An 11,793-nucleotide genomic window follows, 5' to 3' on the forward strand; every position below is an offset into this window, starting at 1 on the left:
CCTACGCGGTCTGGTAGACGGTGGCGGAGGTGACCTCGCCGAGGGCGGTGTCGACCTCGAGGCGGACCTGTCGCGAGATCGTCTCCGTGCCGAGGGTGATCGGGATGGTGGCCAGGACCGTGACCGGTCCGGATCGACTGCCGCTGCCGGGCGACTGGCCGAGCCACTTCTCCCCGACGTGCTGCCAGATCGATAGCGACCGGGCCCGGTCGCCCAGTCTCGGGATGAACGCCTCGCCGCCGGTCGACTGCTCGGCCCACGCGTACTGGGTCGGGCCGCCGGCCGCGATCTTCGCCTCGCGCAGGCCACCAGAGGCCCGCTCGTAGATCCCGCCGGCCGCGTTCTTCGTCAGGGTGATCCGGCCGTAGGACTTGAGCAGGTTGTCGATCGCAGCTTTCGTCATCCCGGACTTGGACAGGACCGTCCGCAGCTGGGCTATGTAGCTGTTGTAGAGCGCGGTCGACGCCTTCGCGTTGCCGCCCTCCGCGTACAGACTCTGCGCAGCCTGCTCGGCAGCACCGAGGAACGAGAAAAGCTGGGTCAGCTCGGCCTGGCCGGTCTCGGTCTTGGTGTTGAAGCTGGGCTTCGTCCAGGCGAATGCCTTCTTCGTGCTGGACAGGGCCTGCTCGGCGGCGACCTGGTCGGTGATCGATCGAACGCGTCCCGACGAGTTCGTCGGTGCTTTCACCGCCGCGTCGGGCAGGTCGTACTTCGGCTTCTCCGAGTAGGTGGCGATCAACGCTTTGCGCTGCTTGGCGTTGACACCCATCGCCTTCAAAGACTTGTCCAGCGCCTTGATGTAGTCGTTGTAGACCTTGTTCGCGGCGCTGACCGAGCCGGTTTCCTGGTACTTCGCCTGGGCCGCCTGCTGTGCTGCCCGGACGCCGGAGATCAGCGCCGACCGGTTCTCCCGACCCTTCGCCGATGCCGTCGACCAGGCCTTGCCGTTTTCCTTCAGCGACGCGGTCAGGGCCGCCACGGCGTTGCGGGCCGCGATCAGCGACTCCAGGTAGTCCAGCCGCGATCCCGTCAGCGTCGGCCCCGTCGGGGTGCTCGTCGACGGCGCGACGTTGACCAGGCCGCCAGCGGCCATCGGGGTGATGCCGAGCCCATGCCACGCCGCACCCTGCGCCAGCAGGCCACGCGCCCGGGACCGCGAGATCCCTCGCTTCGGCAGGTACAGCTCGCCGCCGGTCTCCGGCTCCGCGAACTGCACCAGCGGCGGGTTCGACGCCGGGTAGATGCCGCCGCCGGACGCCATCGGGATCATCGCCGAGCCCTTGGCGTTGTACTGCTTGCGCAGACCGGCCGCGACCGCCGAGGCGTTGGTGTTGCCGGTGACCCGCATCGCGATCTCGACCGTCTTGCGAGACGGGATCGAATTGATCGCAGACTGCAGGGCGTTGACCTGACCCGTCGCGCCCTTCGCCCCGGGTGCGCTGACCTTCGTGGTCGCCGCAGCCGGCATCTGGGCGTACGTCGAGAGCAGCCGGTTGACCTCACCCTTGGTCAGCTTCGACTGGCCAAGCGTCTTGCGGAGCTGGCCAATGTAGCCGTTGTAGACGTCGCTCGCCGCGGCGACCGAGCCGGTCTCCTCGTACTTCTTCTGGGCTGCATCCGCTGCCGCCTTCGCCGCTTCGCCGACCGCGATCCGGTTCTTCAGCGCCTTCTGGGAATTCCCCTCGATCGCGTTCCCGTTTTCCTTGAACGCCGCCTTGACCGCGCTGATCGACTGCTTGGCAGCAAGGTTCGCCTGGTCGCTGGACAGCACCGCGCCGTTAAGCTGGTTCCAGACGTCGGTCAGCTTCTGACCCGCCTGGACAGCGGCATTCAAAGACCCGGCCATCGTCGTCGCGTTCGACGACGCCGTACCGAACCCCTGCGCCAACCCGGCATTCGCCTGAGCAGCACCAGCCGCAGCCTGCTGATACGCGGGCAGCCGATCCAGACCAAGCCCGGTCGCCGCCGCGAACTGGTCGAAGGCCAGCTTCGCCGCCGTCGCGTTCCCACTGTTGACCATGTTGGCCAAGGTCTGATCGAGCGCAGCAATGTTGGTCTTGGCCTGCTCGACCTCCTGCTCGAGCTTCGCCTTCTCCGCGGCGTTCGGCGCGGCACCCGCGCCACGGCCGGCATACACCGACTGCGGGAAGGTAGAAATCTGCGACAGGCGTGCCTGTCCCTCGGTGACGGTCTGGAGGTCCCGCTGCAGGCCGGACAGGTTGGCGCCGAAGGTCTTCGCAAGCTCGCCGGCAACCCGGCCCGATTGCGAGAAGTCCCGCAGGCTCTGGCCCATCTTGTCGACGTCGCGGGAAACCGGCGCCGAGAAGCTGTCAATCCAGTCGCCGAAGAGCTTGAAGCCCTCGTACAGGCCGACCGCGGCCGCGCCGGCGATACCGAGCTTTCCGGCGATGCCCGCGACCTTACCCAAGCCGGTGGCCGCCGCCGTGCCGCGCGGGCCCATGTCCCGCAGCTCGCTCATCAGATCCGCGGCCACGCCGCGTGCCTTCAGGAATCCGGCCGCGGCGAGCAGGCCCGCCCCGCCGACGCCGGACAGCACGGTGATCGAAGACTGCACCCAACTCGGCAGCTCAGAGAACGCGTCGACCGCGCCGTCCGCCGCCTGGGTCAGGGTCCGCAGCCCATTCGTCACGCCGCCACCGGCCTGAATCGCAACGGTCTCCAGCGAGCCCTTGAGCCGCTCGAGGTCGCCCGCGAGGTTGTCGGTCAGCTTCGCCGCGGTCTCCGACGCGAACCCGGATTCGTTGACCGCGTCGCGCCACTTCTGCACGCCGGTCGCGCCGTCGGTGTAGAGGATGGAGGCAGCCCGGATCGCGTCGCTGCCGAAGATCTGGCCGAGCGCCGCGTTGCGCTGTTCCTGAGTCAGGCCGCGCAGCTTGGACTGCAGCTCCTGGGCGACGCCCGCCAGGCCGACAAACTGACCCTTGGCGTCGTAAAACTTCAGGTTCAGCTCGGCCATTTTGTCTTTGGTCTGATCCGTCGGGTTCGCCAGCATCAGCAGCATCTGCTTGAGGCTCGTGCCGGCATCGCTGCCGATCAGGCCAGCGCTGGCGAACTCGGCCAGGACGCCGGTGGTGTCCTCAACGTTCAGGCCGAACTGCCCGGCAACCAAACCTGCCTGGTTCAGGGCCTGACCCATGTCGTGCACGCTGCCCTGGGCCTTGCCCGCACCGGCAGCGAGCAGGTCGGCGACGTGCGGGATCGCGGCGCCGGACAGCTTGAACTGGGTCATGGCCGAGGCTGCGACCTCGGCGGCCTCGCCAACGCTGATCTGCCCGGCCGCAGCCAGGTCGAGCGCGCCCTTGAGCCCGCCGTTGAGGATGGCCTTCGTCGAGACGCCGGCCTTACCCAGCTCGGTGATGCCCTGCGCCGCCTGGGTAGCCGAGAACGAAGTGTCCTTGCCCGCCTTCAGCGCGGCCTGGCGCAGCTGATCGAACTCGACCGCGTTGGCCTTCGTCGCCGCGGCTGCCGCCGACATCGCCTTGTCGAAGTCCATCGCGAACTTCACGGCGACCCCGGCCAGGCCAACCATCGCAACTCCGGCGCCGGTCGCGCCCGCGATGATCGTGTCGAGATGCTTGCCCTTCGCCGCCCGGTCCAGCTCGCCCGCGAACCCGCGGACCGCCGCGCCACCCTCGCGGAGCTTCGCCTTCAGGTCGGCGATCTCGGCACCGATGATCACCTTGACGGAGCGGGTCACTGGTCACTCCTTCTTCCGGACGGACCAGAGCACCGCGTCAGGGCGGTCGATCTTCAGGGCGTCTTGTTCGGCGATCAGGTCGTCGCGGGCGCGGCACCGCTTGCGCTGGACCATGAACTCCGGGCCGCCCTCCTCGTGGGAGGTGCAGTCCTCGAGGAGGCCGCCGCACTTCGGGCACACCCAGGACCGGTAGAGCGCGAGCGCGAGGATCTCCGCGCGGTCCTGCTCGGTCCAGGCGGGCTCGCGGGTCGTGGTCGACCGGGCGAGGCGGCCCTGCTCGTCGTACTCGTAGACGGTCGTCTCGGTTGGCTCCCGGCCGTCAAGCCGCGACGGCGGGATGCCGAGCCGTTCGGCGGCCTCTACTCGCTGCCGGAACTCGCCAGACGCCGCAATGCGGCGGGCGAGAAAGGGATGTTGACCTCGCCCTTGTTCACGCCGAGAGCGGCAGAGAGCAGCTGCTGGTACTGCCCGTCGGACAGCGCCGCATCGGTCTTCGCCCAGGCGGCGTCATCGAGCACCGGGTCGACCAGGCTGGCGCGGAACAGCGGCAGCAGGAGGTCATCGACGTTCGCATCGAGGAACCGGTCCTGGTCGATGATGTCGCCCGCGTCGTCAGTGCGCGGCGGGTACTTGGCCTTCAGCGCCCGAAAGTCCGGGGCGGGGAGCGCCTGGACCACGAAATCGTAGGTGGCCTCGCGCATCTGCTCGCGCAGTTCCTGGATCTGCTGCGACAGCTCGACCGCGGCAGGCGCCTCCTCCATGCCGCTGCCGTGGAGCTGCGCACGCTCGGCGTCCTCCAACTCACGCTGCAGGTGCTCGAACTGCGCCTGCAGATCGCCGCGCAGGCAGATCGGGACGGAGCGGCGGGCACCCTTCGCGCCGGCCAGCTTCGCCATGTAGTCCTCGGACATCTCTCTCCAGTCCCGGATCCCGGATGGAGCGCCCGGCCGGCTCCGGGGGGACCGGCCGGGCACGAAAAAACCGCCCCGGCGTGGAGGCGGCAAAGGTTCTTCCTCGTCGAGGAAGAAGTTAGGAAGAAGGTCAGGCGACCGCAGCGCGGAGGCTCGGCTGCGCGGTGATCTTCACCGGGATGTCGTAACGCTCCGGCATGTTGTCCTCGACGTCCATCAAGGCCGCCTCACCACACATCACGGGGAAGACCTGCACCGGCTGAGCCGAAGCGACCGCGGTGGTCGCCGCGAGGCTCTTACGGCGCACCAGGTTGCCGGTGGTGTCCGGCGTCAGCGTGTTGTACGCCGTGTCGGTCCCGGACTGCTTCTTGAGCCGCAGCTTCGGCCCGGAGAACGACCGGCGCCCGTTGACGTTGGTGTCGAACGTCGACTCGATCGAGCTGGTCGGCGCGTCCGCGGTGTCCGGCGCGAACCCGGTCGCACCGTCCTTGGTCATCCACTGCGAGATGCGGATACCCGCGTTGATCTCCGCGGCGGTCGGGGCGTTGATGTTGGCGATGGTCGGTACCCACCACCAGGCTTCTTTGCCGTCGCCGATGATGTCAGGCACGGTCGTTCTCCTTCTTGCTCGTCGACGGCGACGCCGCCTCGGTGGTCTTGGGCTCCGGCTTGGAATCCGGCACCGGCACTGCCGCGGGCTCGGCACCCGGGACGGGCAGGTCAATGACCGGGCCGACGTCGCCCTCCACCAGCGGCGGGGCCGACGGCACCCAGCCGCGCGCCTCCCAGACGTGCAGGATGTCCCGGCCGAACTTCGACCAGCCGCGCACCTGCTCGTTGTAGGTCCACACCTGGTCGCTCGGCCGGAGCTCGTCGACCAGCACCCAGCCGGCCGCAGCCATCTCGTCGCGCGTGGCCGCACCGTCGGCCGGGGCGTGAACGCCGTCCGGGTCGGCGAGCCAGTACGTCTGCGTAGCCATCAGCAGCGGATGAGCTTGTAGGTGACCGACGTGGCCGACGACAGAGTCACGTTGGCAAAGCCGGTCGCCGGGTTGACGTGGCCAGGGCTGAGCCGGAACCAGCGGTCGGTGCCGTTGGTTACGGCCTGGGCGCTGGTGGTGCCGGCGTTGCCGACGGTCGTCGTACCCGGGTCGAGAATCGTGAAGTTGACCGGAGCGCCGGCACCGTTGATCACGTTGATCAAGGCCCCGTTGACTCCGATGTCGGCCGCCGCGATGGTGTCGGCAGTCGACATCGCGGCCCCGGCTACGGTCGTGGCCGTCGAGGTGACGGACACGGCAGTGAGCAGCGCCATGCGGCGCACCCCCTCAGTTGATGAATGACGTGCCCGCCGGACGGCGGACGATGATCAGCCCGGCCTCAGGCCGGGACGGACGTGTACTGCCAGACGTGGATCAGCGACAGACGCGGCTGCAGGGACTCCTCGTCCCGGCGCATCGGCTCGTCGTCGATCAGGCGCACCCAGCCGCAGTCCCGGTTCGGCACCACCGGGCGCAGGCCGAGAAGCACGGCCACCACCTGGTCGGCGACGATGCGGGCGGCGTCCGCGTTCGCCCCCACCGAGTGGGTGATCACGGTGCACGTCACCCGGTCCGCGACTTCCTCGAGGGAGACCGCCTCCGGGGTGGTCACGGAGATGTAGCCGACGACGTACGGCGGGTTCGTGCCGTTGGGCAGCCGGCCGTCGGAGAACGGCACCGACAGACCGCCGAGCGCGGCCAGGATCGGCGCCGTGTGCTTGCTGATCACAGGCCCAGCGCCCGCAGAACGGCGTCCTCGAGGTAGCGCTGCAGCTTGGGTGCTTCCGCATCCAGCGCGGGACCCAGGTGGGGACGCGGGCCGTTGTTCACCGACCCGTACTCGATGAGGTTGCCGAGCGCGCCTTGCCGACGGCCCTTGTCCGGGCCGATCTCGGCGGACGGGCCGGAGAGCCCGCGCGCGAAGTCAAAGCTGATCGACCGCGGGTAGGCCGGGGCGTGAGCCAAACCGGAGGCCCGGCGGGCGGCATCCTTCTTGATGTTCAGCGCGCCCCGCTTGATGACCTCCGCCACGCTGTCCGGGATGGCCTGGCCGGCCGTGTCGAGGGTGGCGGCCAGGCGGTTCAGCTGGCTGGTGTCGACAGTGATCCCCACGGCCGCCTCCTCAGTGAGTGCGCTCGACGACGCCGAGCCGGCGGGCGGTGGCGTGAGTCTTGTGGGCCAGGTCGTGCACGAGCAGCACCCGGCCGGGCAGGTCCGGGTCGTTGGCCGAAGCGGTGATGACGACCTCGTCGCCCGCCTGGACCCCGACGACCGACATCGGCACCTGCACCTCGAGGCGGCCCATCAGGAGGTAGTCCTCGCCCTGGTCCTGCTGCTGGGCCTGCGCCGATGACTGTTGCTGGACCCGGCAGGGCCCCGTGTAGAGCGTCAGGTACGTCGGGGTGGTGTAGCCGTTGGCGTCGTTGGTCTCGCCGGACCGGCGCCGGATCGTGCACGCGTCGACCATGCCGGCCTCAGCGGCGGCCCGGCCGCGGGCGAGCACGCTCTCGCGGGACACGGTCAGCTCAGGCCGATGGAGATGGCGCCGACCGCCAGGGTGAACGTGTTGCCGTTCGCAATGCTGATCGGGGCGCCGTTGAAGTCGCCGTACCAGCTGCGGGCCGCAGCGGAGTCGGTCAGGTCGAACGACTGGATCGACCAGGTGCCACCGGAACCGTTGGTCCAGGACAGTGCGGACGTCGCAGGGAGGGTCACCGCGCTGCCCGAGCTGGACGCGGTCGACGCCGCCGGGACGGCCGTGCCGCCGGCGGTGTAGCCGGTGCCGGTCAGCTGGGTGCCCTGCGCCGACGCGGTGCTCGACGTCGAGTTCAGGCGCACCTTCATCGCGCTGCCGGCGAACGCCGTGAACGTGCCGGGCGCGCCGGACGTGCCGGTCGGGGTGGTGGCGTTGAGGATGTTCGACGCCATCGACTGCGGGATACCGGCCATTACTCCTGCTCTCCTTCGTTACGGGCGGCCTCGGCCAGCATCTCGCCGACCCACGCCACCGCATGGGCCTCGGTGACCGGGCCGGACGCGACGACGTTGCCGTCGGGATCGGTGACGTACCAGCCGATCGGCTCGGCCGATGCGCTCTGCGGTTCGACGCTCACGGGGGCTGCCTTTCAGGGACGGATGGTGATGCCCGTATCCGGACGGACGGTGATGCCTGATCCGGGCCGGGGGGTGACACCGGCATTCGGGCGGGGGGTGATGCGCGAGCCTGCGACCGCGGTGACGAACCCGGCGCCGACGACGGAGGCCGTGCCGTAGGTGACGCTCGCGACCGAGGCGGCGACCTGGCCAGCCCCGACAACGGTCGAGCCGGCGGACTGCCGGACCGCCGCGGTGGTTGTTCCGGCGCCGACAATTCCGGCCGTGGTTCTGGTCGCCACAACGGCGCTGGTCGCTCCGGTACCGGCGACCGAGGCAGTGCTCCGGATCGCCGCTGCGGCAGTGACGGTGCCCGCGCCCGTGACGCTCGCGGTCCCGAAGGTCGCGCCGGCCGACGAGGCGGAGACGACGCCGACACCGGCGACCGAGGCGGTCGCGCTGATGGTCGCGCCTGCGGAAACCAAACCGGCACCGGTGGTGGTGGACCCGGCCTGCTGCCGGACCACGGCGGTGACCGTTCCGGCGCCGACAACGGTGTCCGTGCCCTGGAGGGTGACGACCGCCGAGGCGGTGCCCGCCCCGGTGACCGTGGCCCCGGCGCTCTGCCGGGCGGTCGCGGTGACGGACCCGGCGCCGGTGACCGACGCGGTGCCGTTCGTGGTTCCGCCGGCCGCCGCGTTGACGTAGCCGAGCGTGATGCCGCCGGCACCCGACGGGTCGGTGGCGCCGCTGAACGTGCCGGTAGTGCTGTACGCCGTTCCGCCGGCCGTAGTGACGTCCCGATCCGACGCCGCGGAGAACGTCCAGTCCTGCGTGGCGACCTGGAGATCAGCCCATTCGACGAAGCTGTTCGAGTGGGCGGTGACGGTGCGGGTGAGGCCACCACCGTTACCGCCGACGACCGCCAGGATGTGCCGGTCACCTGCCGACGGGGTGATCGACGGGGTCGCGTACGAGGTCACCGCAGAGGCCGCCTGGGCCGCCTGGCCGGTCACCCAGGTCGAGCCCGCCGACAGCTCCCAGACGAACCACTCGCCGGACCCGGCGGAGTTCGTGAAGGTGATCGAGGCCTGCCCGGCACCCGCTGCGTCGTAGCTGTACAGGCCCATGTTGACGACGCTGTTCGTACGCTGCGTCCAGCCACCGGGCGTGCTGACGATCGTGTTGCCGAAGACCGCGACGACCAGCACGGTTCCGACGCCGAAGTTGCCGCTCGTCGGCGCGACCAGGAACGACGTGCCGTTGAAGGTGCCGCTGTTGCGCTGGACGATCGACATGCGGCAACCCCCAGCCGATCAGCCGTCAGGCGGCGTAGTTCAGGCCGGTCAAGTTCTTCGCGTTGAAGAAGAAGTTGTTGGTGCCGCCCGGGACGTAGCTGCCGTGCGCGACCGCGTACAGCCCGGTCGTGCCGCCCAGGTCCGCGAACGCGGCACGGATCGCATCCAGGTCGCCGGCCGCCACGCTGTACGGCGACGCCGTGAGGATCGCGTTGGTGTGCGTCGAGTCGTCCAGCCAGAGCTTGAACCGGCGGACCTCCTCGAGGTTGGTCCACAGGCTCTGCACCAGGAGGCCCGCCTGGGCGTTGAGCTGGGTGGCGGTGAAGGTGATGCCGGCCATGTGCTGCTCCTCAGACGATCCGGACCATGCCGGCCTTGCGGCCGTACTGCTTGCGGACCAGCGCGATCAGGCTGGGGTTCGCCGCGAGGGCGGACGCCGCCTCCGCGTAGGCGACCGAGTAGTCGTCGATCTGCTCGCGGATCGCCCCGTCCGGGCTGGTGAACAGGCCGCGCGCCAGGGTGAGGCAGACGCCGCGGCCGAGCTGCAGCTCCTGCGCTCCGGGCGCGTATCCGTAGCTGTAGACCACTTGCACCGGGGACGGTTCCCAGGAGCATTCGGTCCAGCCGACATCGCGCCAGATGCCGCCCGGAGCGAGCCGCCAGGTCCCGGATGCGGTGCCCTGCGAGAGCAGGACGCCGCCGTAGGTCACCGAGGTCACGGAGATGATCGGCCGGCCCGGCAGCGCCAGCAGCTGGTCGGTGCCGCCGAAGACGGTGGCCGTGTCGGCAGCGACCTGGACGATCCGCTGTCCGGCGGCCGCCTGGATCACCGCGGTGGAGACCTCCAGCGCGAGCGTCGCGCTGGCCGTATCAACGTCGCGCTGGAGCAGGGAGGCGAGATCCGCCGGGGTTGCCAGAAGGTCAGCCACGACGGACCTCGTCTCTCTCGATCAGGAGCGGGTGCGCTTCGAGGCCGGAGCCTCGCTGGCGGTCTTGCCGTCCACGGCCGAGTCGTCGACCGGGGTGACGACGCCGCCGGCCGGGGCCGGCTGGACGGTGCCGTCGTAGGACTCGGGCACGGCGGGCGGCTCGGTCTCGACCGAGACCTTGACCTCGTCAAGCGCCTTCAGGAGGTTGGCGCGGGCCTTCGGGCCCTTGGCCTCCTCCATCTCACGGGCTACCCGGGCGCGGGCCAGGTCGTCGCCGACCCAGGCCAGAATGCCCTCGACCGATCCGCCGGGCAGCAGCCCGGCCGGGATCTCGTCCGGCTCGACCTCACCAGCAACCGGGCGGGCGACCGGCACGTACGCGCCGTCGTCCCTCTTGCCGATCGCACCGGAGGCCAGCAGGCGCTCGCGGGTCTCGTCGTCGAGGTCGCCGACCGGCTCGCCCTGGGCCACGTCGACCCAAGCCTTCCCGGCGCCGACCAGACGCAGGACGGTGACCGAGCCGGCCTTCACGACCAGCTCGTCGCTCTTCGTCTCGTTGCTCATGCTGGTCATTCCCCTCAGGCCGCGAGGCCGGTGATCTTGGCGTGGGTCATCTGGTTGCCGTAGGCCAGGCCGACCTCGCCGTACAGCTGGTTGCGGTCGGTCGCGCCGGTCTTGGCCAGCGGCTCCTCGAAGAAGTGGCCCTTGCCGGGCACCTCGAGGAAGACCGGGGCGAGCTGACCCATGGTCACGATCGCGATCGTGTCCTGCGGCATCGCCCGGTCGAGCATGATGCCCATCGGCCCGAAGTCGGTGATGATCTGGTCGACCGTGACGCCGCCGATGTTGCCCTGCAGCTCCTTGGTGACGTAGCCCGCCGTGGAGTAGGCCGCGGTGAGCCGCAGCTTCTGTGCCGAGCCGACGATCATCGTGGGCATGCCGCCGGTCAGGCCGCCGTTGTCGTAGGCGAGCTGCGCGGTGGCGTCGATCATCGCCTTGGTGAGCGCGGTGCCCTTGTTCCAGTTCACGGTGCCGTCGACGGTGATGTTCACCGCGGTGCCGCCCTTGGTCAGCGCCACCGAGAAGGTGTTCGTCGACGAAGCGACCACGTAGTACACGTCCGTCGTGGTCAGAGGCGTCGCCGCACCGACCGCGTTGAACCGGACCGTGTCGCCGTTCACCAGGCCGTGCGCGGACGAGGTGATCAGGTCGGTCGCCGCGGCCGCAGCACCGGAGGCACCGGCGCCAGCCGAGTTGGTCACGTTCGACGCGATCGCCGCGAGCAGGCCCCGGGTCTTGCGGGCCGTCGTGTTGTCGGACGGCAGCTGGTAGACGCCGTTGATCAGCGACCAGTTGATGTCACGCACCATCTGCTGGAGCATGATCTCGGTCTGCCAGTCCAGCTCGTTGGTCACCGAGTTGCTGGCACCCTGGCTGGCCAGGCCGCCCAGGCGCGCGATCGCCGCCTGCTTGGTGTACGAGACCGCCACGGCCTCCTGGTGGATCTGCAGCACGTTCTTCGCGGTGCCCCGGACCCGCTCCTGCGGAGTCGGCGCGTCCTGGCCCTCGAGGGCCACGTTCTGCCCGGCGGACCGCAGGTCGTAGGTGCCCCACTCGAACTCGACGTCGGTGGTCTGCTTGCCGCCGGACAGGCCGCCGATCGCCGAGAAGAACGGCGTGTCGGCGGGCGTCAGCCCGAAGAGCATGCCGGTGTAGTTCGGCAGGTTGTACGTGGTGCCGAGCGCGGAAATGCCAGCCATGCTGGTTGGCTCCCTTCATGGTTCGGGCGCGGCCCGCGCCGGC

General features: G+C 69.9%; 16 protein-coding genes. All 16 read right to left on the reverse strand.

Annotated elements, in window-relative coordinates; all coding sequences use genetic code 11:
* Position 1 precedes the first annotated feature (1 nt).
* Positions 2-3,718, reverse strand: coding sequence for a phage tail tape measure protein (locus Apa02nite_RS52560; protein ID WP_203828726.1), 3,717 nt, complete (start codon positions 3,716-3,718; stop codon positions 2-4).
* A 3-nt stretch (positions 3,719-3,721) separates the two neighbouring features.
* Positions 3,722-3,898 carry a hypothetical protein gene (locus Apa02nite_RS34070; RefSeq protein ID WP_203828727.1) on the reverse strand — a complete coding sequence of 59 codons (177 nt, stop codon included), beginning with the start codon at positions 3,896-3,898 and terminating at the stop codon, positions 3,722-3,724.
* Positions 3,899-4,077: 179 nt separating this feature from the next.
* On the reverse strand, positions 4,078-4,629 hold the full coding sequence (locus Apa02nite_RS34075; RefSeq protein WP_203828728.1) for a hypothetical protein: 552 nt from the start codon (positions 4,627-4,629) through the stop codon (positions 4,078-4,080).
* 130 nt (positions 4,630-4,759) lie between these two features.
* Positions 4,760-5,239 carry a phage tail tube protein gene (locus Apa02nite_RS34080; protein WP_203828729.1) on the reverse strand — a complete coding sequence of 160 codons (480 nt, stop codon included), beginning with the start codon at positions 5,237-5,239 and terminating at the stop codon, positions 4,760-4,762.
* Positions 5,232-5,609: a hypothetical protein gene (locus Apa02nite_RS34085; RefSeq protein WP_203828730.1), complete on the reverse strand. Its 378-nt coding sequence runs from the start codon at positions 5,607-5,609 to the stop codon at positions 5,232-5,234. Before Apa02nite_RS34085 ends, Apa02nite_RS34080 begins: the two co-directional genes overlap by 8 nt.
* Positions 5,609-5,953 (reverse strand): hypothetical protein, encoded by a 345-nt coding sequence (locus Apa02nite_RS34090; RefSeq protein ID WP_203828731.1) that lies wholly within the window; start codon positions 5,951-5,953, stop codon positions 5,609-5,611. Before Apa02nite_RS34090 ends, Apa02nite_RS34085 begins: the two co-directional genes overlap by 1 nt.
* A 56-nt stretch (positions 5,954-6,009) precedes the next feature.
* Positions 6,010-6,399, reverse strand: coding sequence for a hypothetical protein (locus tag Apa02nite_RS34095; RefSeq protein WP_203828732.1), 390 nt, complete (start codon positions 6,397-6,399; stop codon positions 6,010-6,012).
* On the reverse strand, positions 6,396-6,782 hold the full coding sequence (locus Apa02nite_RS34100; protein ID WP_203828733.1) for a hypothetical protein: 387 nt from the start codon (positions 6,780-6,782) through the stop codon (positions 6,396-6,398). Before Apa02nite_RS34100 ends, Apa02nite_RS34095 begins: the two co-directional genes overlap by 4 nt.
* 10 nt (positions 6,783-6,792) lie before the next feature.
* The gene (locus Apa02nite_RS34105) at positions 6,793-7,188 is read right to left on the reverse strand and encodes a DUF6093 family protein (protein ID WP_203828734.1); all 396 of its coding nucleotides are present in this window, start codon (positions 7,186-7,188) and stop codon (positions 6,793-6,795) included.
* Between the two features lie 2 nt (positions 7,189-7,190).
* Complete coding sequence (locus tag Apa02nite_RS34110) at positions 7,191-7,619, reverse strand: hypothetical protein (RefSeq protein WP_203828735.1); 429 nt, start codon at positions 7,617-7,619, stop codon at positions 7,191-7,193.
* Positions 7,619-7,783 carry a hypothetical protein gene (locus Apa02nite_RS34115; RefSeq protein ID WP_203828736.1) on the reverse strand — a complete coding sequence of 55 codons (165 nt, stop codon included), beginning with the start codon at positions 7,781-7,783 and terminating at the stop codon, positions 7,619-7,621. The genes Apa02nite_RS34110 and Apa02nite_RS34115 overlap by 1 nt, the downstream gene beginning before the upstream one ends.
* A gap of 12 nt (positions 7,784-7,795) precedes the next feature.
* Positions 7,796-9,061, reverse strand: coding sequence for a hypothetical protein (locus Apa02nite_RS34120; protein WP_203828737.1), 1,266 nt, complete (start codon positions 9,059-9,061; stop codon positions 7,796-7,798).
* 25 nt (positions 9,062-9,086) lie between these two features.
* Entirely contained in the window at positions 9,087-9,401 is a 315-nt protein-coding gene (locus Apa02nite_RS34125) for a hypothetical protein (RefSeq protein WP_203828738.1), read from the reverse strand.
* A gap of 10 nt (positions 9,402-9,411) precedes the next feature.
* Positions 9,412-9,990: a hypothetical protein gene (locus tag Apa02nite_RS34130; protein WP_203828739.1), complete on the reverse strand. Its 579-nt coding sequence runs from the start codon at positions 9,988-9,990 to the stop codon at positions 9,412-9,414.
* Between the two features lie 21 nt (positions 9,991-10,011).
* Positions 10,012-10,554: a hypothetical protein gene (locus Apa02nite_RS34135; RefSeq protein ID WP_203828740.1), complete on the reverse strand. Its 543-nt coding sequence runs from the start codon at positions 10,552-10,554 to the stop codon at positions 10,012-10,014.
* A 14-nt stretch (positions 10,555-10,568) separates the two neighbouring features.
* On the reverse strand, positions 10,569-11,750 hold the full coding sequence (locus tag Apa02nite_RS34140) for an SU10 major capsid protein (RefSeq protein WP_203828741.1): 1,182 nt from the start codon (positions 11,748-11,750) through the stop codon (positions 10,569-10,571).
* Between the last annotated feature and the right edge of the window lie 43 nt (positions 11,751-11,793).

Source organism: Actinoplanes palleronii (assembly GCF_016862315.1).
In the GTDB taxonomy this organism is placed as follows: domain Bacteria; phylum Actinomycetota; class Actinomycetes; order Mycobacteriales; family Micromonosporaceae; genus Actinoplanes; species Actinoplanes palleronii.